The organism is Vibrio genomosp. F6, assembly GCF_005146325.1.
Classification (GTDB): Bacteria; Pseudomonadota; Gammaproteobacteria; order Enterobacterales; family Vibrionaceae; genus Vibrio; species Vibrio cortegadensis.
The window spans coordinates 1-21,844 of sequence record NZ_SYUT01000023.1 but is presented as its reverse complement, the minus strand read 5'-3'; the positions used below and the strand labels follow the sequence as shown (position 1 = coordinate 21,844).

36 protein-coding genes and 1 pseudogene are annotated in these 21,844 nt (G+C 44.0%); 6 read left to right on the top strand and 31 right to left on the bottom strand.

Annotation, left to right across the window (positions count from 1 at the left end; translation table 11 throughout):
* Positions 1 to 13: 13 nt before the first annotated feature.
* Positions 14 to 922: a sulfate adenylyltransferase subunit CysD gene (gene cysD / locus FCV43_RS08620; protein ID WP_136994903.1), complete on the bottom strand. Its 909-nt coding sequence runs from the start codon at positions 920 to 922 to the stop codon at positions 14 to 16.
* A 320-nt stretch (positions 923 to 1,242) separates the two neighbouring features.
* On the opposite strand from cysD, the gene FCV43_RS08615 reads away from it, so the two are divergent.
* The 4 genes from FCV43_RS08615 (at position 1,243) to FCV43_RS08600 (ending at position 5,423) form a co-directional block, all read left to right on the top strand.
* A complete protein-coding gene (locus tag FCV43_RS08615; protein WP_136994901.1) occupies positions 1,243 to 3,204 on the top strand; it encodes a bifunctional 2',3'-cyclic-nucleotide 2'-phosphodiesterase/3'-nucleotidase in 1,962 nt (653 codons plus the stop codon).
* A 232-nt stretch (positions 3,205 to 3,436) separates the two neighbouring features.
* Positions 3,437 to 4,006 carry a Crp/Fnr family transcriptional regulator gene (locus FCV43_RS08610; protein ID WP_136994899.1) on the top strand — a complete coding sequence of 190 codons (570 nt, stop codon included), beginning with the start codon at positions 3,437 to 3,439 and terminating at the stop codon, positions 4,004 to 4,006.
* A gap of 69 nt (positions 4,007 to 4,075) precedes the next feature.
* Positions 4,076 to 4,528, top strand: coding sequence for a GNAT family N-acetyltransferase (locus FCV43_RS08605; RefSeq protein WP_017051454.1), 453 nt, complete (start codon positions 4,076 to 4,078; stop codon positions 4,526 to 4,528).
* Between the two features lie 7 nt (positions 4,529 to 4,535).
* Positions 4,536 to 5,423, top strand: coding sequence for a DMT family transporter (locus tag FCV43_RS08600; RefSeq protein ID WP_136994897.1), 888 nt, complete (start codon positions 4,536 to 4,538; stop codon positions 5,421 to 5,423).
* A gap of 6 nt (positions 5,424 to 5,429) precedes the next feature.
* Here FCV43_RS08600 and FCV43_RS08595 read toward each other — a convergent pair whose 3' ends face one another.
* Positions 5,430 to 5,987, bottom strand: coding sequence for a LysM-like peptidoglycan-binding domain-containing protein (locus tag FCV43_RS08595; protein WP_113795483.1), 558 nt, complete (start codon positions 5,985 to 5,987; stop codon positions 5,430 to 5,432).
* Positions 5,988 to 6,244: 257 nt separating this feature from the next.
* Between FCV43_RS08595 and FCV43_RS08590 the strand changes: the two genes are divergently transcribed.
* Together FCV43_RS08590 and FCV43_RS08585 are read left to right on the top strand one after the other, a co-directional pair.
* Positions 6,245 to 6,865 carry an FKBP-type peptidyl-prolyl cis-trans isomerase gene (locus FCV43_RS08590; protein WP_017051451.1) on the top strand — a complete coding sequence of 207 codons (621 nt, stop codon included), beginning with the start codon at positions 6,245 to 6,247 and terminating at the stop codon, positions 6,863 to 6,865.
* Positions 6,866 to 6,958: 93 nt separating this feature from the next.
* Positions 6,959 to 7,459 (top strand): DUF2780 domain-containing protein, encoded by a 501-nt coding sequence (locus tag FCV43_RS08585; RefSeq protein ID WP_136994895.1) that lies wholly within the window; start codon positions 6,959 to 6,961, stop codon positions 7,457 to 7,459.
* Between the two features lie 197 nt (positions 7,460 to 7,656).
* On the opposite strand, the gene rplQ is transcribed toward FCV43_RS08585, so the two are convergent.
* The 29 genes and pseudogenes from rplQ to FCV43_RS08440 form a co-directional block, all read right to left on the bottom strand.
* Positions 7,657 to 8,037: a 50S ribosomal protein L17 gene (gene rplQ, locus FCV43_RS08580; RefSeq protein ID WP_004729812.1), complete on the bottom strand. Its 381-nt coding sequence runs from the start codon at positions 8,035 to 8,037 to the stop codon at positions 7,657 to 7,659.
* Positions 8,038 to 8,062: 25 nt separating this feature from the next.
* Positions 8,063 to 9,055 (bottom strand): DNA-directed RNA polymerase subunit alpha, encoded by a 993-nt coding sequence (locus tag FCV43_RS08575; protein ID WP_017051449.1) that lies wholly within the window; start codon positions 9,053 to 9,055, stop codon positions 8,063 to 8,065.
* 23 nt (positions 9,056 to 9,078) lie between these two features.
* Positions 9,079 to 9,699 carry a 30S ribosomal protein S4 gene (gene rpsD, locus FCV43_RS08570; RefSeq protein WP_017051448.1) on the bottom strand — a complete coding sequence of 207 codons (621 nt, stop codon included), beginning with the start codon at positions 9,697 to 9,699 and terminating at the stop codon, positions 9,079 to 9,081.
* A 33-nt stretch (positions 9,700 to 9,732) separates the two neighbouring features.
* Positions 9,733 to 10,122: a 30S ribosomal protein S11 gene (gene rpsK / locus FCV43_RS08565; RefSeq protein ID WP_004738778.1), complete on the bottom strand. Its 390-nt coding sequence runs from the start codon at positions 10,120 to 10,122 to the stop codon at positions 9,733 to 9,735.
* Between the two features lie 19 nt (positions 10,123 to 10,141).
* A complete protein-coding gene (gene rpsM, locus FCV43_RS08560; protein WP_017051447.1) occupies positions 10,142 to 10,498 on the bottom strand; it encodes a 30S ribosomal protein S13 in 357 nt (118 codons plus the stop codon).
* A 148-nt stretch (positions 10,499 to 10,646) separates the two neighbouring features.
* Positions 10,647 to 10,760: a 50S ribosomal protein L36 gene (gene rpmJ / locus FCV43_RS08555; protein WP_000868186.1), complete on the bottom strand. Its 114-nt coding sequence runs from the start codon at positions 10,758 to 10,760 to the stop codon at positions 10,647 to 10,649.
* Positions 10,761 to 10,800: 40 nt separating this feature from the next.
* Entirely contained in the window at positions 10,801 to 12,135 is a 1,335-nt protein-coding gene (gene secY, locus FCV43_RS08550; protein WP_017051446.1) for a preprotein translocase subunit SecY, read from the bottom strand.
* 20 nt (positions 12,136 to 12,155) lie between these two features.
* Entirely contained in the window at positions 12,156 to 12,590 is a 435-nt protein-coding gene (gene rplO / locus FCV43_RS08545) for a 50S ribosomal protein L15 (protein WP_017051445.1), read from the bottom strand.
* 5 nt (positions 12,591 to 12,595) lie between these two features.
* Positions 12,596 to 12,775 carry a 50S ribosomal protein L30 gene (gene rpmD / locus FCV43_RS08540; RefSeq protein ID WP_017051444.1) on the bottom strand — a complete coding sequence of 60 codons (180 nt, stop codon included), beginning with the start codon at positions 12,773 to 12,775 and terminating at the stop codon, positions 12,596 to 12,598.
* 5 nt (positions 12,776 to 12,780) lie between these two features.
* Positions 12,781 to 13,281 carry a 30S ribosomal protein S5 gene (rpsE, locus tag FCV43_RS08535; protein ID WP_017051443.1) on the bottom strand — a complete coding sequence of 167 codons (501 nt, stop codon included), beginning with the start codon at positions 13,279 to 13,281 and terminating at the stop codon, positions 12,781 to 12,783.
* A gap of 14 nt (positions 13,282 to 13,295) precedes the next feature.
* Positions 13,296 to 13,649 carry a 50S ribosomal protein L18 gene (rplR, locus tag FCV43_RS08530; protein WP_017051442.1) on the bottom strand — a complete coding sequence of 118 codons (354 nt, stop codon included), beginning with the start codon at positions 13,647 to 13,649 and terminating at the stop codon, positions 13,296 to 13,298.
* Between the two features lie 9 nt (positions 13,650 to 13,658).
* Complete coding sequence (gene rplF, locus FCV43_RS08525) at positions 13,659 to 14,192, bottom strand: 50S ribosomal protein L6 (protein WP_017051441.1); 534 nt, start codon at positions 14,190 to 14,192, stop codon at positions 13,659 to 13,661.
* Between the two features lie 12 nt (positions 14,193 to 14,204).
* The gene (gene rpsH / locus FCV43_RS08520) at positions 14,205 to 14,597 is read right to left on the bottom strand and encodes a 30S ribosomal protein S8 (protein ID WP_017051440.1); all 393 of its coding nucleotides are present in this window, start codon (positions 14,595 to 14,597) and stop codon (positions 14,205 to 14,207) included.
* A gap of 29 nt (positions 14,598 to 14,626) precedes the next feature.
* Positions 14,627 to 14,932 carry a 30S ribosomal protein S14 gene (rpsN, locus tag FCV43_RS08515; RefSeq protein ID WP_017051439.1) on the bottom strand — a complete coding sequence of 102 codons (306 nt, stop codon included), beginning with the start codon at positions 14,930 to 14,932 and terminating at the stop codon, positions 14,627 to 14,629.
* Positions 14,933 to 14,949: 17 nt separating this feature from the next.
* Complete coding sequence (rplE, locus tag FCV43_RS08510; protein WP_017051438.1) at positions 14,950 to 15,489, bottom strand: 50S ribosomal protein L5; 540 nt, start codon at positions 15,487 to 15,489, stop codon at positions 14,950 to 14,952.
* 23 nt (positions 15,490 to 15,512) lie between these two features.
* On the bottom strand, positions 15,513 to 15,830 hold the full coding sequence (gene rplX, locus FCV43_RS08505; protein ID WP_017051437.1) for a 50S ribosomal protein L24: 318 nt from the start codon (positions 15,828 to 15,830) through the stop codon (positions 15,513 to 15,515).
* Positions 15,831 to 15,843: 13 nt separating this feature from the next.
* Positions 15,844 to 16,215 carry a 50S ribosomal protein L14 gene (gene rplN, locus FCV43_RS08500; RefSeq protein ID WP_017051436.1) on the bottom strand — a complete coding sequence of 124 codons (372 nt, stop codon included), beginning with the start codon at positions 16,213 to 16,215 and terminating at the stop codon, positions 15,844 to 15,846.
* A 161-nt stretch (positions 16,216 to 16,376) separates the two neighbouring features.
* The gene (gene rpsQ / locus FCV43_RS08495) at positions 16,377 to 16,631 is read right to left on the bottom strand and encodes a 30S ribosomal protein S17 (RefSeq protein WP_017051435.1); all 255 of its coding nucleotides are present in this window, start codon (positions 16,629 to 16,631) and stop codon (positions 16,377 to 16,379) included.
* Positions 16,631 to 16,822, bottom strand: coding sequence for a 50S ribosomal protein L29 (gene rpmC, locus FCV43_RS08490; protein WP_017051434.1), 192 nt, complete (start codon positions 16,820 to 16,822; stop codon positions 16,631 to 16,633). Before rpmC ends, rpsQ begins: the two co-directional genes overlap by 1 nt.
* Positions 16,822 to 17,232, bottom strand: coding sequence for a 50S ribosomal protein L16 (gene rplP / locus FCV43_RS08485; protein WP_017051433.1), 411 nt, complete (start codon positions 17,230 to 17,232; stop codon positions 16,822 to 16,824). The genes rpmC and rplP overlap by 1 nt, the downstream gene beginning before the upstream one ends.
* An 11-nt stretch (positions 17,233 to 17,243) precedes the next feature.
* On the bottom strand, positions 17,244 to 17,942 hold the full coding sequence (rpsC, locus tag FCV43_RS08480; protein WP_017051432.1) for a 30S ribosomal protein S3: 699 nt from the start codon (positions 17,940 to 17,942) through the stop codon (positions 17,244 to 17,246).
* A gap of 18 nt (positions 17,943 to 17,960) precedes the next feature.
* Complete coding sequence (gene rplV / locus FCV43_RS08475; protein ID WP_026026743.1) at positions 17,961 to 18,293, bottom strand: 50S ribosomal protein L22; 333 nt, start codon at positions 18,291 to 18,293, stop codon at positions 17,961 to 17,963.
* A 10-nt stretch (positions 18,294 to 18,303) separates the two neighbouring features.
* Complete coding sequence (rpsS, locus tag FCV43_RS08470) at positions 18,304 to 18,582, bottom strand: 30S ribosomal protein S19 (protein ID WP_005435078.1); 279 nt, start codon at positions 18,580 to 18,582, stop codon at positions 18,304 to 18,306.
* A gap of 19 nt (positions 18,583 to 18,601) precedes the next feature.
* Positions 18,602 to 19,426, bottom strand: a complete 825-nt coding sequence (gene rplB, locus FCV43_RS08465; protein ID WP_017051431.1) for a 50S ribosomal protein L2 — start codon at positions 19,424 to 19,426, stop codon at positions 18,602 to 18,604.
* Positions 19,427 to 19,441: 15 nt separating this feature from the next.
* A complete protein-coding gene (gene rplW, locus FCV43_RS08460; RefSeq protein WP_017051430.1) occupies positions 19,442 to 19,744 on the bottom strand; it encodes a 50S ribosomal protein L23 in 303 nt (100 codons plus the stop codon).
* Positions 19,741 to 20,343 carry a 50S ribosomal protein L4 gene (rplD, locus tag FCV43_RS08455; protein ID WP_113795473.1) on the bottom strand — a complete coding sequence of 201 codons (603 nt, stop codon included), beginning with the start codon at positions 20,341 to 20,343 and terminating at the stop codon, positions 19,741 to 19,743. The genes rplW and rplD overlap by 4 nt, the downstream gene beginning before the upstream one ends.
* A 16-nt stretch (positions 20,344 to 20,359) precedes the next feature.
* Entirely contained in the window at positions 20,360 to 20,989 is a 630-nt protein-coding gene (gene rplC / locus FCV43_RS08450; RefSeq protein ID WP_017053626.1) for a 50S ribosomal protein L3, read from the bottom strand.
* Between the two features lie 14 nt (positions 20,990 to 21,003).
* Positions 21,004 to 21,315, bottom strand: a complete 312-nt coding sequence (gene rpsJ / locus FCV43_RS08445) for a 30S ribosomal protein S10 (protein ID WP_017053625.1) — start codon at positions 21,313 to 21,315, stop codon at positions 21,004 to 21,006.
* A 416-nt stretch (positions 21,316 to 21,731) separates the two neighbouring features.
* A pseudogene (locus FCV43_RS08440) lies at positions 21,732 to 21,844 on the bottom strand (elongation factor Tu); the annotation flags it as partial.

The window sequence follows — 21,844 nt, the reverse complement described above, 5'->3', positions numbered from 1 at the left end:
TTTCCTTAGATCCTTAGAAGTAACCTTGGCGTTTTTTCAGTTCCATTGATCCTGACTGATCGTGGTCGATCGCTCGCCCTTGTCGTTCACTCGACGTTGCCACCAACATCTCTTCAATAATTCCCGTAAGCGTATTTGCCTCAGACTCAATCGCCCCTGTTAATGGGTAGCAACCAAGGGTACGAAAACGCACACTTTTCTCTTCAACCACTTCATCTTCACCAATATCCATACGCTCATCATCAACCATGATCAGCATGCCATCACGATCAACCACAGGGCGCTTCTCAGCAAGATACAGCGGTACAATTTCAATATTTTCTAAATAGATGTACTGCCAGATATCCAATTCCGTCCAGTTTGATAGCGGGAATACGCGTATGCTCTCCCCTTTATTCACCTGGCCGTTATAAGTCTTCCACAATTCAGGGCGCTGGCTTTTAGGATCCCAGGTATGATTTTTATCTCGGAAAGAGTAAACGCGTTCTTTAGCTCGCGATTTTTCTTCATCACGTCGAGCGCCACCAAAAGCAGCATCAAATCCATAATGATTTAACGCTTGCTTTAAGCCCTGAGTTTTCATGATGTCGGTATGTTTAGATGAGCCATGCACAAATGGGTTTATCCCCATCTCAAGCCCTTCAGGGTTCTTATGCACCAGTAGATCAAAACCATACTTTTTGGCCGTGCGATCACGAAATTCAATCATTTCGCGAAACTTCCAGTTGGTATCGACATGCAGTAGTGGGAATGGAATTTTCCCTGGGTAAAACGCTTTTCGAGCCAGATGCAGCATCACAGAGGAGTCTTTTCCAATGGAATACATCATGACAGGATTGCCGAATTCAGCAGCAACCTCGCGGATAATATGAATACTCTCCGCTTCTAGCTGTTTTAAGTGGGTTAAACGTTTTTGGTCCATCTTTCTGCTTCCTTATCGCGATCCTTGCTTCATTGATGCACCCATTATGTCCATCTATATATATTACTGGAAATTCTAAAATTTCATTTTTTATTCGAAAAGCTGATAAGGGAGGATCTTTCAGGTGAACTTTTCTACATTAATAGCGGTTTACAAAACAAACAGAGCGAACAAAAAACAAGCAAAGCTGAGACATTCATGGCAGAACGCTATTAAGTAATCGTGATACATCACACTTTATTAACGGCATTCATCATTGTTTCAGCGCCTTTTGTTACATTACACCCGTTATTAATCTCCCCCTCATTTTGGAGCGAACAATGAAAGTGGCAGTGAAACCTCTATCTCTTGCAATTCTTGGCGGCATGCTAGCAATGGCAGGTCCAGCAATGGCCGATACAATTAAACTACGTATCGTTGAAACAACAGATATTCACACGAACGTAATGGACTATGACTACTACAAAGATAAAGCAACGAAAAAAACAGGTCTTAGCCGCACTGCTACTTTAGTAAAAGAAGCCCGAAATGAAGTGACTAACAGTGTATTGGTCGACAATGGCGATCTCCTACAAGGTAGCCCAATGGGGGATTACCAAGCAGCAAAAGGGATTAAGCCTGGTGAAATCCACCCTGTTTACAAGGCGATGAACCAACTTGATTATGATGCTGCAAACATTGGTAACCATGAATTTAACTACGGTCTTGATTTCTTAAAAGAGTCGTTAAACGATGCGAACTTCCCTTACGTCAATGCTAACGTGTATGACAAAGAGACTGGCGAGCACTACTTCAAGCCTTACTTAATCAAAACGCATACTTTCAAAGATGTAGACGGTAATGCTCAAGAAATTAAAGTCGGTTACATTGGCTTTGTTCCACCACAAATCATGGTGTGGGATAAGAAGAATCTTGAAGGTAAAGTGATCGCGAAAGATATTAAGCAGACCGCTGAACTTTACGTACCTCAAATGAAGAAAGAAGGTGCGGACGTTATTATTGCGATCCCACACTCAGGTGTCTCTACAGAACCTCATAAACTCGGTGAAGAAAACTCAAGCTTCTACTTATCAGAGGTTGAAGGCATTGATGCGATTGCCTTTGGCCATGCGCACGCGGTTTTCCCAGGTAAAGGGTTTGATGGTATTGAAGGTATCGACAACGAAAAAGGCACCATGAATGGCGTAGCGGCAGTGATGCCAGGTCGTTGGGGTAGCCACGTTGGGGTAATGGATCTTATTCTAGAGAAAAAAGACGGCGGTTGGGAAGTGACTTCAGGTCAATCTGAAGCTCGTCCAATCTACAACAAGAAAACTAAACAGTCTCTTGCAAAAGCCGATACTGGTATTTTGAAAGCACTTGAAGAAGATCACAATGGTACACGTGACTTTGTTAACCAACCAATCGGTAAAGCAAGCGATGTCATGTACAGCTTCCTTGCATTGGTTCAAGATGATCCTACTGTTCAAATTGTTAACTTAGCACAAAAAGATTACGTAGAACGCTTTATCCAAGGTGATCCAAACCTAGACGGAACGCCAGTTCTATCAGCTGCGGCACCATTTAAAGCCGGCGGTCGTGGTAACGATCCTGCTAACTTTACTGAAGTGGAATCTGGCCAACTAACGTTCCGTAATGCTGCGGATCTTTACTTGTACCCAAACACTTTAGTTGCAATGAAAGTAACAGGCAGCGAAGTAAAAGAGTGGCTTGAGTGTTCAGCTGGTCAATTCAAGCAGATCGATCCTAACAGCACAGCATCACAATCGCTGATCGATTGGGACAACTTCCGTACGTATAACTTTGATGTTATCGATGGCGTAAACTACCAAATCGATATTACTCAACCTGCGAAATACGACGGCAACTGCAAAGTCATTAACGCTAATTCGCAACGTATTGTTGGCCTAACCTACCAAGGTAAACCAATCGATATGAAGCAACCGTTCATCATTGCAACAAACAACTACCGTGCTTACAGCAACAAGTTCCCAGGTACTGGTAGTGATTTCGTAGCGTTTGATGCACCAGATGAGAACCGTACGGTACTAGCAAGCTACATCTCACGCGTAAGCAAAGAGAAAGGCCAAGTAATTCCAAGTGCAGACAACAACTGGTCATTTGCACCAATCAAGACGGATGTAAAACTCGATATTCGCTTTGAAACATCGCCAAGCGAAAAAGCCGCACAATTTATCAAAGACAAAGGTCAATACCCAATGACACAAGTCGCGACAGATGAAGTTGGCTTTGCGGTATACAAACTGGACTTAGCAAAATAAATTAACGCTAAGCGTATTACTTTAAAACGCAGCTCACTTTGAGCTGCGTTTTTTTGTTTATGTTTCCTAATTTCGCCACGATTTTCCGTTAGCGCAATCCACAATCCATGACACGTTGCATCGGTAGTCAGATGACTAGAGGCCTACCTATGGTTTCCTCTAACATCGCAACGGCTAGGTATTTCAGTATATGATAGACCCCATAACGCGCATATTCTGGAAGAACACTCTCATGCATGAACAGCTACATCATCAACTATCAATGAACGGATTTGATGCCAACGAGATAGACAACCTACTCTCAATAGCAAAGCCATTAGAACTACCCACACGACATATTTTAGTCAACCAAGGGGAAGTCGCTGACTCCATTTACTTCCTGATTGAAGGGCTCTGCCATGCATGCTATTTAACGGAGCAAGGCAAACAATTCAGTAAGGAATTTTATTGGGATCAAGATTGGATGATTGGGTTTGAAAGCTTAATCAAGAACCAGCCATCCCCATATTTGCTAGAGACCTTAACCCCTGTCAGTTTGCTATGCCTACCAACTCAGGCGTTGCACTCATGGCGAGAAGAGTCTCATCCGCTCTATCTAAAGCTCCTTGAAACTCAATTGATGCATAAGGAGAATAAGGAACGTTTCATGCTGCTGTACACACCAGAAGAGCGATACGGGCTATTTTGCCAACACTATCCAGATTTATTAGCTCGCTTGAACGATTACCAAGTTGCCGCTTACCTTGGTATCACTCACATCAGCTTAAGCCGAATTAAAGCTCGCATCAAAGAAAAGAGTTAACATAAGTTAATGTCAGAAAGCCACGAACTTGATAGATTGTAGCTATCGATTAAGCAATTTGGTGTGTATATGATCTCTTGGCAACTGGCGACGTTCTCTCAACTGACAACCTCTCAACTTCATGAACTCATTCAACTCAGGATCAATATTTTTGTTGTTGAGCAAACCTGCCCATACCCTGAACTAGATGGTAAAGATTGCATGGATGGCGTGCATCACCTCATGGGCTTTGATAACGGCAACTTAGTGGCTTGCGCTCGACTCCTTCCAACAGGTATCAGCTATGACAATGTCAGTATTGGCCGAGTAGCAACAAAAGAGAGTGCTCGTGGTACAGGTTTAGGTCACCAACTCGTCAAGCAAGCGTTATTACAATGCGAAAACCTATGGCCGGGCGAAACCATCGACATCGGCGCACAAGAACATCTAAAGCATTTTTATCTGCAGCATGGTTTTCAAAGTATCTCAGAGACCTATTTGGAAGATGACATTCCGCATATTGATATGCGCTTAGAAAAATAGAACCTCAATGCTAGGTAACCCTTTCACGAATGTGTCACCAACCAATTTGGCGGTAACCTTACTGATTCTGGGAAATTTAACCGCTTCGTTATCTGATGTTGCGGTTAAATTGTTGGACGGAGGGATATCACCATACCAATACATTTTCATCCGCCAAGTAATGTCACTCTTGCTGATCCTTCCTTTTTGGCTTCGCCAATCGAAATCCAAAAGAGTACTGAATAACCGCCGAGTCACGGCAATACGAGCACACTTAGTTTTGATTGGCAGTGGTTGTATGATGGTAGCCATTACCTATCTCCCTCTCGCAACGGCTAACGCTATTTTCTATGCCGCACCACTGTTGATGTTACCATTATCGGTATGGCTTTTAGACGAAAAACCACGCTTAAATAAAGTGATTGGTACTGTGGTGGGTTTCATTGGGGTGATGATTGTTCTTCGACCTTCGGAGTTTCATTGGGCAGCTTTTTTCGCTCTTGGCACCGCATGTACACTCGCATTATTTAATGTATTAGTCAGAAAAATACCAGCAGAGCAACCTGTGATCACCACATTGATGTGGACAACGTTGATGTCTATTCCCGTTGCGGGTGTATTAGCAGTGCTGAATTGGCAGCCGATAAGTGTAGCTGAACTTGGGTGGGTAATATTAAGTGGGTCTCTAATTTTGACCTATAATGGTCTAGCCGTTGTCGCCTATAAAAAAGCGCCAGCGTCTCAAATTGCACTTGCAGAATATTCAGGGTTAATATTCGTTGCGATCTTGGGAGTATGGTGGTTTGATGAAATACCTAATTGGCTGACCGTAATCGGTATCTGCTTAATTTTATTACCATTGATACCGAAAAAATGGATAAGCCAGCAACTTGTCACGCCCCGTTCTAGTAAGTGATTTTTTCTATTTACTTCTTCCGAAGCCACCATCAGATAAACGGAAAAACATCACTGAAGAACTCCCTTTTTCCAATTGTAGAATGTCCAAATTACCATCAGATGCCAATTTAAAACGGACTAACTGCCCTTTCTTAATTTGGCTTAATGGCTTATCAGAACCTTCTATTTTTACCAGCGCATTTAAATCTGTCATCGGCAATGAATTATTACGGAAAACTTGCGATAAGGTGTCGCCATTCTTAACCGTGTATTCACGCCATGATTCAGATTTTAAAGAGGATTGTTCCGTGCTTTGCTGTTCGCTTAAACTTTGAGTATTAATACTCAGCTCAACACGTTCATTCACTACTGGACTTTTAATACTAGGCTTTGGTGCAGGTAAAAGAGCCAGAATACAAATTAAAGGAGCCAACACGCTGATTATACGGCGATGTAGACGCGGTAAACCCTGCCAAAAATTCTTAAGACGAGCCAGCACAATTTTTCCATCAAAAGCGCTTAATTTCGCTTTTGCCAGTTCAACATAATTAACTTGCTGCTTTTTCTTGTGTCGACGATTCATCGCTACACATCTCCTTTATTTTGAACCAATATTATAAAAAGCATTGCCGCTTGAGTATAGAGGAAAGCATCAATTTCCTTAACCTTGTTACACTATTTCGACCCATAGTGAATGAATGCATAATTACAAGATACTTAGTAACCTGAGTAATGTCACATCGTGTGCCTTTTCCTGTTCGAAAGAGGCTTTAGCGTTTCCTCCTCGGTTTAATACTGGTATCCTTTCTCTTTTCTTTGTACAAATAAAGAGTGACATTCATGTCTGAAGTAAAATTTGAAACAGTAGAGCAAAAAGCAAGCTACGGCATCGGTCTACAAATGGGCCAACAACTAGCGGGTTCTGGTCTTGAAGGTCTTAACGTTGACGCTATCGCAGCTGGTATCGCAACAGCACTAGTTGGTGACATGCCAGCTATCGAAGTTGACGAAATCAACAACGCACTGCAAGAGCTACACACTCGTGGTGAAGCAGCACGTCAAGAGCTTGCTAAAGTAGCAGCAGCAGACGGTGAAGCATTCCTAACTGACAACGCTCTTCGTTCAGAAGTAACGGTTCTTGAATCTGGTCTACAATACGAAATCCTTACAGAAGGTACTGGCGAAATTCCAACTTCTGACAAGCAAGTTCGTGTTCATTACCACGGTGAGCTAACTGACGGTACTGTTTTTGACAGCTCTGTTTCTCGTGGTCAACCTGCAGAATTCCCAGTAACTGGCGTAATCCAAGGTTGGGTACAAGCTCTACAAATGATGCCTGTTGGCTCTAAGTGGAAACTATACATCCCACAAGATCTTGCATATGGTGAGCGTGGCGCTGGCGCTGCAATCCCTCCTTTTGCAGCTCTTGTGTTTGAAGTTGAGCTTCTAGCTATTCTTTAATTCTTAGAATTAATAAAAAATCAAAGCGACGCAATTGCGTCGCTTTTTTTCGTCTAAAATAAAAGTAATAACAATCGACGACAAGAGTTCAAAATGAATAGACGCTTATGTACTGCAGCAATATGTTTCTTTCTATGCTCCGCACCCAGTTACGCTTTTTTTGGCTTTGGCTCAAAATCAGATGATGCCCCAGCAACGGATTTATCCTCGATGGTCACAAATACACTAACACAAACAAATTCGGTATCTGAAGAGTCACCTCTCACCTCATTACTGACTTCTCAGCTCCCTATTTCAAACGAACAGGCAGCAGGTGGTGCTGGTGCTCTTCTTGCTTTGGCTAACAGTAGTTTAGGCAGTGATGATAAGAGTGAGCTTTCAAGCCTTATCCCAGGAATGTCGGCATTAACAGGGGGAACCTCAGGATTAATGAGTATGGTTGGAAACATCGATGCTGTAAAAAATGTTTTCAGCACTTTAGGCTTAGATCCTGGAATGATTGCGCAATTTGCACCTGTCATTATCGACTATCTTGCCAAACAAGGGGCGACATCAGGTCTATTGGAATCAGTAACAGGGCTTTGGGCTGAGTAAAATTAACTTATCGCTTCAAATATCAACAAGAAGCATGTTGTTACGTCGAACGTGTTGATTGCTAACCAATTTGATGGTTGGCGGCTACTAGATAGCCTGAAAACCTAAATAGCCTAGATGACCTAGACAGTAATAACTTTTCTTTGGGGTACAAAAAAGCCGAGCATAAATGCTCGGCTTTTATTTTATCGAACTGATTACTCAGCAGCTTCTTCAGCAGCTGGGCGATCTACAAGCTCAATGTATGCCATTGGAGCTTTGTCACCAGTACGGAAACCACATTTAAGAATGCGAGTGTAACCGCCTTGGCGTGCCGCGAAACGCGGTCCAAGTTCGTTAAACAATTTTGCAACAACTTCGTTATCACGAGTGCGTGCAAATGCAAGACGACGGTTAGCAACACTGTCTGTCTTAGCTAGGGTAATCAAAGGCTCAATTACGCGACGTAGTTCTTTTGCTTTAGGCACGGTAGTTTTGATAACTTCGTGACGAACAAGAGAGCTAGCCATGTTGCTGAACATCGCTTTACGATGACTGCTGTTGCGGTTGAGTTGACGACCACTCTTACGATGGCGCATGACCTAATCCTTCTAACTTTTACGATTAATCTTCAGCAATTGACGCTGGTGGCCAGTTTTCTAGGCGCATGCCCAGAGACAGTCCACGTGAAGCAAGAACATCTTTAATTTCAGTAAGAGACTTCTTACCAAGGTTTGGAGTTTTAAGTAACTCAACCTCAGTACGCTGCACTAGATCACCGATGTAGTGAATCGCTTCTGCCTTCAAACAGTTAGCAGAGCGAACTGTTAGTTCAAGATCGTCTACAGGACGTAGTAGGATTGGATCGAATTCCGGCTTCTCTTCCTTCTCCTCAGGTACACGTACATCACGAAGATCTACGAACGCATCCAGTTGCTCAGCTAAAATAGTAGCTGCGCGACGGATCGCTTCCTCAGGTTCTAGAGTACCGTTCGTTTCCATATCGATAACGAGCTTATCTAAATCAGTACGTTGTTCTACACGTGCTGCTTCTACTGCATAGGCGATTTTATCGACTGGGCTGTAAGTAGCATCAACAAGTAGACGACCGATAGGACGCTCATCTTCTTCAGTATGGATACGAGCTGAAGCTGGAACGTAACCACGACCACGTTCAACTTTGATACGCATAGCGATCTCAGCGTTGTCATCAGTTAAGTGACAAATAACGTGTTCAGGATTAGCGATCTCTACATCACCATCGTGGGTGATGTCACCTGCAACAACAGGGCCTGAGCCTGATTTGTTAAGCGTAATAAACACTTCATCTTTGCCTTCGGCAACAAGCACAGCTAAACCCTTAAGGTTCAGAAGGATTTCAAGAACATCTTCTTGAACGCCTTCTTTTGTGCTGTACTCATGTAGTACACCTTCAATCTCTACTTCTGTTACGGCACAACCCGGCATAGAAGATAGTAGAATGCGGCGAAGCGCATTACCTAGAGTGTGGCCAAAACCACGCTCTAATGGCTCAAGAGTTACTTTTGCATGTGTTGTATTGATCTGTTCGATGTCAACAAGACGTGGCTTAAGAAATTCTGTTACAGAACCCTGCATTGTGTCCTCTCTTTAGTTTAACCTTACTTAGAGTAAAGTTCGACGATCAAGTGTTCGTTGATGTCAGCTGATAAGTCAGAACGTTCAGGCATACGCTTGAATGTACCTTCCATTTTGCCAGCATCGACTTCAATCCAAGTTGCTTTTTCACGTTGTTCAGCAACTTCTAGAGCTGCTTTAATGCGAGATTGCTGTTTAGCTTTCTCACGAATTGACACAACGTCATTAGCATCTACTTTGAAAGAAGGAACGTTAACAACTTTACCGTTAACTAGGATAGCTTTGTGGCTAACTAGTTGACGAGATTCAGCACGAGTAGCGCCAAAGCCCATACGGTAAACTACGTTATCAAGACGACCTTCAAGAAGCTGAAGTAGGTTTGCACCTGTATTGCCTTTAAGACGCGCAGCTTCTTTGTAGTAGTTACGGAATTGTTTTTCTAGAACGCCATAGATACGACGTACTTTTTGCTTCTCACGAAGCTGAACACCGTACTCAGATAAACGACCGCGACGAGCGCCGTGTACACCTGGTGCGTTATCAATTTTACACTTGGTATCAATCGCACGAACACCAGACTTAAGGAATAAGTCAGTGCCTTCGCGACGACTAAGCTTCAGCTTAGGACCCAAATATCTTGCCATGATTCTTCTCCAATATTCCTAGAAACGTGAACGTTATACGCGACGTTTCTTAGGTGGACGACAACCGTTATGAGGGATAGGAGTCGCATCTACAATGTTTGTGATACGGAAACCAGCAGCGTTCAGTGCGCGAACAGTAGATTCACGACCTGGACCTGGACCCTTAACCATAACTTCCAAGTTCTTTAGGCCATATTCTTTAGCCATTTCACCACAACGTTCAGCTGCAACTTGTGCTGCGAACGGAGTAGATTTGCGAGAACCGCGGAAACCAGAACCACCTGCAGTAGCCCAAGCTAGTGCGTTACCTTGACGGTCAGTGATGGTTACGATGGTATTGTTAAAAGAAGCATGGATGTGCGCTACGCCATCTGCGACTTGCTTGCGTACGCGCTTACGCGCGCGAGTTGGTTGTTTTGCCATTGTACTCTACCTTATCCGACTATTTCTTGATCGGCTTGCGCGGACCCTTACGGGTGCGAGCGTTGGTTTTAGTACGCTGTCCACGTAGTGGTAGACTGCGACGATGACGAAGACCGCGGTAACAGCCAAGGTCCATAAGACGCTTGATGTTCATCGATACTTCACGACGTAGATCACCTTCTACAGTGTACTTAGCTACACCATCACGCAGTTGATCGATCTGCTCTTCAGTTAGTTCACTGATCTTAACATTCTCAGCAATACCCACTTCAGCTAAAATAGCTTGAGAACGGGTCTTACCGATGCCGAAGATTGCAGTAAGTGCAATCACAGCATGTTTTTGATCAGGAATGTTAATGCCTGCTATACGGGCCACTATTCACTCCTAGGTACTTTAATAAAGAATTATCCGCAGCAAAGCCCGTCGAGGATACGCTGCGGCATACTACTTCTTTTGCACGCAAAAGGTAGGCCGAGGAATATACTCGACCAACCCTTATATTTCAAGTAAAAATTTCTGCTAATTAGCCTTGGCGCTGTTTGTGCTTTGGCTCACTGCAAATTACGCGCACAACACCGTTGCGCTTGATAACTTTACAGTTACGGCAGATTTTTTTAACGGAAGCACGAACTTTCATTGCTAAACTCCGTAAATGGAACTGAACTTCTACAACCGAATTAACGGCCGTAACCTTTCAGATTCGCTTTTTTCAACACAGAATCATACTGTTGTGACATCAGATGAGTCTGTACCTGTGCCATGAAATCCATGATAACTACCACTACGATAAGTAGTGATGTGCCGCCAAAATAGAAACGTACGTTCCAAGCGACCATCATGAACTCAGGAATCAGACATATAAAAGTAATGTATAGAGCACCAGCTAAGGTTAGTCTAGTCATCACTTTATCGATATATTTCGCTGTCTGCTCACCTGGGCGGATGCCGGGTACGAATGCACCTGACTTCTTCAAGTTATCCGCTGTTTCACGTGGGTTAAACACCAACGCTGTATAAAAGAAACAGAAGAAAATAATTGCAGCAGCATAAAGCATTACATACAACGGTTGACCAGGGCTAAGAGCCAAAGACACATCAGTTAACCAACCGAATGCGCTGCTCTCACCATTTTGACCAAACCATTGAGCCAATGTTCCTGGGAACAAGATAATACTTGATGCAAAAATTGCTGGTATTACACCTGCCATATTAATTTTAAGTGGCAAGTGAGAACTTTGTGCTGCGAATACCTTACGACCTTGTTGACGTTTTGCATAATTAACGACGATACGACGTTGACCACGCTCCATGAAAACTACGAAGTAGATAACAGCAAAAGATAATACCGCAATAAACAATAGAAGAAGTACGTGCAATTCACCTTGACGCGCTTGCTCAATTGTTTGTCCGATTGCCGAAGGCAACCCTGCAACAATACCTGCAAAAATTAGTATCGAAATACCATTACCGATTCCACGCTCTGTAATTTGTTCACCTAACCACATTAAGAACATGGTACCAGTTACTAAACTCACGGTAGCAATAAGCGTAAACATGGTTTGGTTGATAACAACCAGATTATCGACCATGTTTGGTAGGCCTGTTGCAATACCTATAGCTTGGAATGTTGCAAGTACAAGCGTGCCATAACGCGTATATTGGCTTATCTTACGACGGCCTGCTTCACCCTCTTTTTTGAGTTCCGCTAACGCTGGATGAACTACAGTTAGCAATTGGACAACAATAGATGCCGAAATATACGGCATGATGCCCAATGCTAATATAGATGCACGCTCAAGAGCACCACCGGAGAACATGTTAAACATTTCAACGATGGTACCTTTTTGCTGCTCGAACAAATCGGCAAGTACAGCTGCGTCAATACCAGGAATCGGCACAAAAGAACCGGCTCGGAATACTAAAAGTGCACATATTACGAATAACAAGCGCGACTTTAATTCACTTAAACCGCTCTGAGCACTACGAAAATCTTGTCCTGGTTTCTTAGCCATCTGTACCTCGTTCCTCGAGATTATTCCTCGATTTTACCGCCTGCAGCTTCGATTGCAGCTTTAGCGCCTTTAGTCACGCGTAGACCTTTAACAGTCACAGCTTTGCTTAGTTCACCAGAAAGTACGATTTTTACAAATTCGATATTCTTAGTTACTAAGTTAGCCGCTTTAAGGCTGTTCAAGTCAACTACGTCACCAGTAACATTCGCTAGCTCAGCTAGACGAATTTCAGCAGTCACAAGACTCTTACGAGATGTGAAACCGAATTTAGGTAGACGCTGTTTCAAAGGCATTTGACCGCCTTCAAAACCTGGACGAACAGAACCGCCAGAGCGTGATTTTTGACCTTTGTGGCCACGGCCACCAGTTTTACCAAGGCCAGAACCGATACCACGACCTACACGCTTCTTAGAAGGTTTAGAGCCAGCAGCCGGTGATAGAGTATTCAAACGCATTCTGATTACTCCTCAATCTTAACCATGTAGTAAACCTTGTTGATCATACCGCGAATACACGGTGTATCTTCAAGTTCTACTGTATGGTTGATGCGACGAAGGCCTAGACCTTTCAAGCACGCTTTGTGCTTAGGTAGGCGACCAATTGAGCTCTTAGTTTGAGTCACTTTAATAGTATTAGCCATGGTTCTTACTCCGAAATTGTTTTAACGGTTAGACCACGTTTAGCTGCTACCATTTCTGGTGACTTAACGTCTGACAAACCAGCAATCGTTGCGCGAACAACGTTGATTGGGTTAGTAGAACCGTAAGCTTTTGCTAATACGTTATGTACACCTACAACTTCAAGTACTGCACGCATCGCACCGCCGGCGATGATACCAGTACCTTCTGCAGCTGGCTGCATGTAGATCTTAGAGCCCGAATGACGACCTTTCACCGCGTGGTGAAGTGTGCCTTCGTTAAGTGCGATAGTAACCATGTTACGACGCGCTTTTTCCATTGCTTTTTGAATCGCAGCTGGTACTTCACGAGCTTTGCCGTAACCGAAACCAATGCGACCATTACCGTCACCAACTACTGTTAGTGCAGTGAAGCTCATGATTCGACCACCTTTAACCGTTTTAGAAACACGGTTAACAGCGATCAGTTTTTCTTGCAAATCACTAGCTTGTTGTTGTTCTTTAGCCATCTTCCAACCCTACCTTAGAATTTCAGACCAGCTTCGCGAGCAGAATCTGCTAGCGCCGCTACTCGACCGTGGTATTGGAAACCAGAACGATCGAAAGCAACATTTGAAATGCCTTTTTCGATTGCGCGCTCAGCAATAGCTTTACCTACAGCTTTAGCAGCGTCTACGTTACCAGTATTCTTAACTTGCTCACGGATCGCTTTTTCTACGGTAGAAGCTGCAGCGATAACCTCAGAGCCATTTGATGCAATAACCTGAGCATACACGTGACGAGGAGTACGGTGTACTACTAGGCGAGTTGCACCCAGTTCCGCAATCTTACGACGCGCACGTGTAGCACGACGGATGCGAGATGCTTTCTTATCCATAGTGTTACCTTACTTCTTCTTAGCTTCTTTAGTACGCACATTTTCATCTGCGTAACGAACACCTTTACCTTTATAAGGTTCAGGCTCACGGTAAGAACGAATGTCAGCCGCAACTTGACCTACTAGCTGTTTATCACAACCAGTAATAACGATCTCAGTTTGACTTGGACATTCAGCTTTAACACCTTCTGGTAGAGCGTGCTCTACAGGGTGTGAGAAGCCCAAAGTTAGGCCTACAGCGTTGCCTTTCATAGCAGCACGGTAACCTACACCCTTAAGGGTTAGCTTCTTAGTAAAGCCTTCAGTAACACCAACAACCATATTGTTCACAAGAGCACGTGCTGTGCCTGCTTGTGCCCATGCGTTAGCAACGCCTTCGCGTGGACCGAACGTAATGGTGTTATCTTCCTGTGAGATAACTACAGCGTTGTTTAGAACGCGAGTTAGTTCACCTTTACCACCTTTAACAGTGATTTCCTGGCCGTTTAGTTTCACCTCTACGCCGGCAGGAATTGCAACAGGTGCCTTAGCAACACGAGACATATCCTACTCCTATTAAGCTACGTAGCAGATGATTTCACCACCAAGACCTGCTTTGCGAGCAGCACGGTCAGACATCAGACCCTTGGAAGTGGACACTACAGCAATACCCAGACCACCCATCACAGACGGTAACGAGTCTTTATTTTTATAGACGCGAAGACCAGGACGTGATACACGTTGGATTTGCTCGATTACAGGTTTAGCTTGGAAGTACTTAAGTGTAACTTCTAGCTCTGGTTTTACTTCGCCTTCTACAGCGAATTCAGCGATATAACCTTCAGCTTTAAGTAATGCAGCAATTGCAACTTTAAGCTTTGAAGAAGGCATTTTCACAGCAACTTTATTTGCTGATTGACCGTTACGAACGCGGGTCAGCATATCCGAAATCGGATCTTGCATGCTCATAAGATTTACTCCAAATGATTAAGTGGCAATTACCAGCTAGCCTTACGAAGACCCGGAATCTCGCCTTTCATGCAAGCTTCGCGAACCTTAATACGGCTTAGACCGAATTTACGTAGGAAACCGTGTGGGCGACCAGTTTGGTTGCAACGGTTACGCTGACGTGATGCACTTGAATCACGAGGAAGAGCTTGCAGTTTAAGAACTGCATTCCAACGATCTTCTTCAGATGCGTTTACATCGCTAATAAGAGCTTTTAACGCAGAACGCTTTTCAGCGAACTTAGCTACTAGCTTCGCACGTTTAACTTCACGTGCTTTCATTGATTGTTTAGCCATAACAGTAACCCTTCACCTTACTTACGGAATGGGAAGTTAAAGGCAGCCAGCAAAGCACGGCCTTCCTCATCGGAGCCTGCAGTCGTCGTGATAGTAATATCAAGACCGCGGACACGATCGACTTTATCGTAGTCGATTTCCGGAAAGATGATTTGCTCGCGAACGCCCATGCTGTAGTTACCGCGTCCGTCAAAAGACTTAGCGCTAACACCACGGAAATCACGTACACGTGGAAGAGCAATAGAGATTAAACGCTCTAAAAATTCCCACATACGCTCGCCACGCAAGGTTACTTTACAACCGATTGGGTAGCCTTCACGAATTTTGAAACCAGCTACAGATTTGCGAGCTTTAGTGATAAGCGGCTTTTGACCAGAGATCGTTGCCATATCAGATGCTGCATTTTCTAGTAGTTTCTTATCGTTGATTGCTTCACCAACGCCCATGTTTAGGGTGATTTTATCAATCCTAGGGACTTGCATGACGCTTGTGTAGCTGAACTCTTTGGTAAGTTCAGCGACTACAGACGACTTGTAGTAATCATGCAGTTTCGCCATAGTAGAACTCCAAATTACTTCTATTAGTTAGAAACGGTTTCGCCGTTAGATTTAAAGAAACGAACTTTCTTACCATCTTCGATACGGAAACCGATACGGTCTGCTTTACCAGTAGCCGCGTTAAAGATTGCAACGTTAGAAGCATCAATTGCTGCTTCTTGTTCAACGATGCCACCTTGCTGACCTAGAGCCGGAACCGGCTTTTGGTGCTTTTTCACAAGGTTGATACCTTCAACGATAACTTTACCAGTTGTCAGAACCTTAGTTACCTTACCTTTCTTGCCTTTATCTTTACCAGCAAGAATGATTACTTCGTCATTACGACGGATTTTAGCTGCCATTTTGTAACGCTCCTTACAGAACTTCAGGTGCTAGTGAAACAATCTTCATGAATTTCGAGTTACGAAGTTCACGAGTCACTGGCCCAAAGATACGTGTACCGACTGGTTGCTCAGTAGTGTCGTTCAACAATACGCAAGCATTACGGTCGAAGCGAATGACAGAACCGTCTGGACGACGAACGCCTTTACGGGTGCGCACTACAACCGCCTTAAGAACATCACCTTTTTTAACTTTACCGCGAGGAATTGCTTCCTTAACAGTAACTTTAATGATGTCTCCGATATGTGCATAACGGCGGTGAGAGCCACCCAGAACCTTAATACACATTACTCTACGAGCGCCGGAGTTATCCGCAGCGTCGAGTGTACTTTGCATTTGGATCATGTTAGTGCTCCGCTAAATATTAAAACTAGACCCATCACGGGTCGGGCTGCCTCTTTAAAAGGGACGCGAATTGTACCACCCTTTTTTGTGATTGGGTAGACAAAAAACAAGCGGCCCCAAAATTATTTTGGAGCCGCTTGGAAGTTATTGAATAAGCGAGATTAAATCTTCGCCTTTTCGATAACTTTTACCAATGCCCAAGACTTAGTCTTAGACAGTGGACGACACTCATGAATTTCAACTGTATCGCCTTGACGACATTCGTTGTTTTCATCATGTGCGTGTACTTTAGTCGTGCGCTTTACGTATTTACCGTAAATTGGGTGTTTTACCACACGCTCGATAGCAACAACGATAGACTTGTCCATCTTATCGCTAATAACACGACCTTGTTGTGTACGGTTTTGTTCGCTCATTATGCGCCTGCCTTCTCAGTCAAAACAGTTTTCACACGTGCGATATCACGACGAACAGTTTTTAGAGTATGAGTCTGCTGTAGTTGACCAGTAGCAGCTTGCATGCGCAAGTTGAACTGTTCACGTAGCAAACCCAAAAGCTCTGCATTTAGCTCTTCAACGTTTTTTTCGCGTAGATCTTGTGCTTTCATCACATCACCTGCTTAGTTACAAAGGTAGTTTTGAAAGGCAGTTTACGAGCCGCTAGGCGGAACGCTTCACGTGCCAATTCTTCAGGTACACCACCCATTTCGTACATTACCTTTCCAGGTTGGATTTGGGCTACCCAGTACTCAACGTTACCTTTACCCTTACCTTGACGAACTTCAAGTGGTTTTTCTGTGATTGGTTTGTCTGGGAACACACGGATCCAGATTTGACCTTGACGCTTAACGTGACGTGTCATAGCACGACGTGCCGCTTCAATTTGACGAGCAGTCAGACGACCACGGCCAATAGCTTTAAGACCGAATTCGCCGAAGCTTACATCAGTACCTTTAGCTAGACCACGGTTGCGACCTGTCATAACCTTGCGGAACTTAGTACGTTTAGGTTGTAGCATGTCTCGACTCCTTACTTACGGCCTTTACGCTGCTTCTTAGGCTTGTCAGCCTTTGGCTCTACTGCGTTAGCAGCTGGCATTCCGCCTAGAATCTCACCTTTGAAGATCCAAACTTTAATGCCGATTACACCGTATTGGGTGTGAGCCGAAGAAGTTGCGTAATCAATGTCAGCACGTAGAGTATGTAGAGGTACACGACCTTCACGATACCACTCAGAACGTGCAATTTCAGCACCGCCTAGACGGCCACTTACTTCCACTTTGATACCTTTAGCGCCTAGACGCATCGCATTTTGTACCGCACGCTTCATTGCGCGACGGAACATAACACGACGTTCTAGTTGAGACGCGATGCTATCAGCCACAAGTTGACCGTCTAGCTCAGGCTTACGTACTTCAGCGATGTTGATTTGTGCTGGTACGCCTGCAATTTTAGCTACAGCTGCGCGTAGCTTCTCAACGTCTTCGCCTTTCTTACCGATAACAACGCCTGGACGAGCAGTGTGAATAGTCACACGGATGCTCTTAGCAGGACGTTCGATAACGATACGTGAAAGAGACGCTTTTTTCAGTTCTTTAGTTAGGAACTGACGTACCTTGAAGTCGCCGTCTAGGTTGGCAGCGAAATCTTTGGTATTAGCAAACCATGTAGCATTCCAAGGCTTAACGATGCCAAGACGAATACCATTAGGATGTACTTTCTGACCCATTGCTTACTCTCCTAGTCTCTAGCGATCAGCTACAACGATGCTGATGTGGCTTGAACGCTTCAAGATACGATCCGCACGACCTTTAGCACGAGGCATAATACGCTTCATGATAGGGCCTTCATCTACGAAGATTTTAGCGACATTAAGATCATCAATATCTGCACCTTCGTTGTGTTCCGCGTTGGCGATTGCTGATTCAAGAACTTTCTTGATTAACACAGCAGCTTTTTTGTTGCTAAATGTTAAAATTTCTAGAGCCTGATCAACAGATTTACCGCGAATTTGGTCTGCAACTAAGCGAGCTTTCTGAGGCGAAATGCGAGCAAAGTTATGTTTAGCTAGTGCTTCCATCATCTACTCCTTAACGCTTCTTAGCTTTCTTATCTGCAGCATGGCCGCGATAAGTGCGAGTTGGTGCGAATTCGCCCAGTTTGTGACCGATCATTTCTTCGGTAACGAATACTGGTACGTGCTGACGACCATTATGGACAGCGATGGTCAAACCAATCATTGTTGGGATGATCATTGAGCGACGGGACCAAGTCTTAATAGGCTTTTTGTCTCCGCTTTCCACCGCTTTCTCTACCTTCTTCAGCAAGTGTAGGTCAATAAATGGACCTTTCTTGAGAGAACGTGGCATGGCGATTCCTCTTTATAGATTACTTATTACGACGACGTACAATGTACTTGTCAGTAGATTTATTTTTACGAGTCTTGAAGCCTTTAGTAGGCATACCCCAAGGTGATACTGGGTGACGACCGCCTGATGTACGACCTTCACCACCACCGTGTGGGTGATCAACTGGGTTCATTACCACACCGCGAACGGTAGGACGAACACCGCGCCAGCGGTTAGCACCAGCTTTACCAAGTTCACGTAGCATATGCTCAGAGTTACCAACTTCACCGATTGTTGCACGGCCTTCAGAAAGTACTTTGCGCATTTCACCAGAACGTAGACGGATAGTTACGTATGCACCGTCGCGAGCAACGATTTGAGCATAAGCACCAGCCGAACGAGCTAGTTGTGCACCTTTACCAGGTTTAAGTTCAACACAGTGTACAGTAGAACCTACTGGGATGTTGCGCATTGGCAGAGTGTTACCTGCTTTAATTGCTGCATCCGCACCAGATTGGATCTGATCACCAGCTTGAACACCTTTTGGTGCAATGATGTAACGACGCTCACCGTCTGCGTACAGAACTAGAGCGATGTTAGCGCTACGGTTTGGATCGTATTCTAGACGTTCAACTTTCGCTGGAATACCGTCTTTAGTACGTTTAAAGTCAATTACACGGTAGTGATGTTTGTGACCACCACCGATGTGACGTACTGTGATACGACCGTTGTTGTTACGACCACCATTTTTAGAGTTTTTCTCTAAAAGTGGAGCGTATGGCTTACCCTTGTGAAGGTCAGCGTTAACAACTTTAACGACGTGACGACGACCAGGGGAAGTCGGCTTACATTTAACAATAGCCATTTTTAACTACTCCTGTTATTCCGCACCGCCAACGAAGTCAAGATCTTGACCTTCTTTCAAAGTAACGTAGGCTTTCTTAACGTCTGAACGACGGCCTTCACGCATACCTTGACGTTTGGTCTTACCCTTAAGAACAAGAGTATTTACAGACTTAACTTCAACTTCAAATAGCTTTTCTACAGCTGCTTTGATCTCTTTCTTAGTTGCATCTTTAGCTACTTTAAAAACGATAGTGTTCGCTTTTTCAGCTGCCATAGTTGCTTTTTCAGAGATGTGTGGAGCACGTAGAACTTTTAGTAGACGCTCTTCATTGATCATGCCAGCATCTCCTCAACTTGCTTAACTGCATCAGCAGTCATTAGAACCTTGTTGAATGCAATTAGAGATACTGGATCAATACCAGCAACATCACGTGCGTCAACTTTGTATAGGTTACGAGCAGCTAAGAATAGATTCTCATCTACTTCGCCAGTTACAATCAGAACGTCACTTAGCTCAAGTTCATTAAGCTTAGCTACTAATTCTTTTGTCTTTGGAGCTTCTACAGAGAAGTTATCAACAACGATTAAACGCTCTTGACGAACTAACTCAGAAAGAATGCTCTTCATAGCTCCGCGGTACATTTTCTTGTTTACTTTTTGGCTGTGATCCTGAGGTTTCGCAGCAAAAGTAACACCACCTGAACGCCAGATTGGGCTACGAATTGTACCAGCACGTGCACGGCCAGTACCTTTTTGGCGCCATGGCTTAGCACCGCCGCCAGATACTTCTGAACGAGTCTTTTGAGCACGAGTACCTTGACGAGCACCTGCTGCGTATGCAACAACTACTTGGTGTACTAGAGCTTCGTTAAAGTCACGTCCGAAAGTAGTCTCGGAAACAGTTAGTGCATCTGCACCTTTAACCATCAATTCCATTACTTACTCCTAGACGTTATGCTTTAACAGCAGGTTTGACGATCACGTTGCCACCTGTTGAGCCTGGTACTGCACCTTTAATAAGGAGTAGATTACGCTCAGCGTCAACACGTACGATCTCTAGGTTTTGAGTCGTTACACGCTCAGCACCCATGTGACCTGCCATTTTTTTGCCTTTAAACACGCGACCTGGAGTTTGACATTGGCCAATTGAACCCGGTGCACGGTGAGACAAAGAGTTACCGTGAGTCATATCTTGAGTAGAGAAATTCCAACGCTTAACTACGCCTTGGAAGCCTTTACCTTTAGATGTACCAGTAACGTCTACTTTTTTAATTTCATTGAAAAGTTCTACGTTTAGCTCAGCGCCAACTTCAAACTCTTCTCCGTTTTCTAAACGGAATTCCCAAAGACCGCGGCCTGCTTCAACACCTGCTTTCGCAAAGTGACCAGCTTCTGGCTTAGATACACGGTTAGCTTTCTTAGTACCAGCAGTTACTTGGATTGCTGCGTAGCCGTCGTTTTCAAGTGTTTTAACTTGAGAAACACGGTTCGCTTCAACCTCAACAACAGTTACTGGGATAGAAACGCCTTCTTCGGTAAATACGCGGGTCATACCCACTTTACGTCCGACTAGACCAATCATTATTCTAATCTCCCTTAACCTAGGCTAATTTGTACATCAACGCCAGCAGCTAGATCAAGACGCATTAGAGCATCAACAGTTTTATCTGTTGGCTCAACGATATCGATCAAACGCTTGTGAGTACGGATTTCGTACTGGTCACGAGCATCTTTGTTAACGTGTGGAGAGACAAGAATAGTAAAACGCTCTTTACGAGTAGGTAGTGGAATAGGACCACGAACCTGTGCGCCGGTACGTTTTGCTGTTTCAACGATTTCCGCTGTAGACTGATCGATTAGCTTGTAATCAAACGCCTTTAGACGGATACGAATACGTTGGTTCTGCATGAGACAGAGCTCCAGTTTAATAAATTACACAAACAATATCGCCACTCAAACTCGTTAAGACGAGTGAATGCCGATTGATTTATGTGAAACCGTAGTATCCAAAATTAGGACACATTGTCAGTTAACTATAACCAGTAAACTAATTAATATTAACCGCGAACATGAGCTGAGTATACATTACCAAAACCTAATAGGTTTTGCTCCTCGATGCTTATTGGTTCACAACTGGCTTAACCAGTGCGGTGCATTATACAGATCACAGTTTAGGATGCAATAGTTTGGGTGAAAAAATAATCGCAGAAGAATTTAAAGAGTTATATCGAGGAAAATTCACTACCAGAAATAAAAAAGGAAGCCGAAGCTTCCTTTTTTTATCAATGCGGCTCTTAATAATAAGAGTGCAAAATCATTCGAAATTAAGCGAAGATTTTAGCAACAACACCAGCACCAACTGTACGGCCACCTTCACGGATTGCGAAGCGTAGACCTTCGTCCATTGCGATTGGAGCAATTAGCTCAACCGTCATTT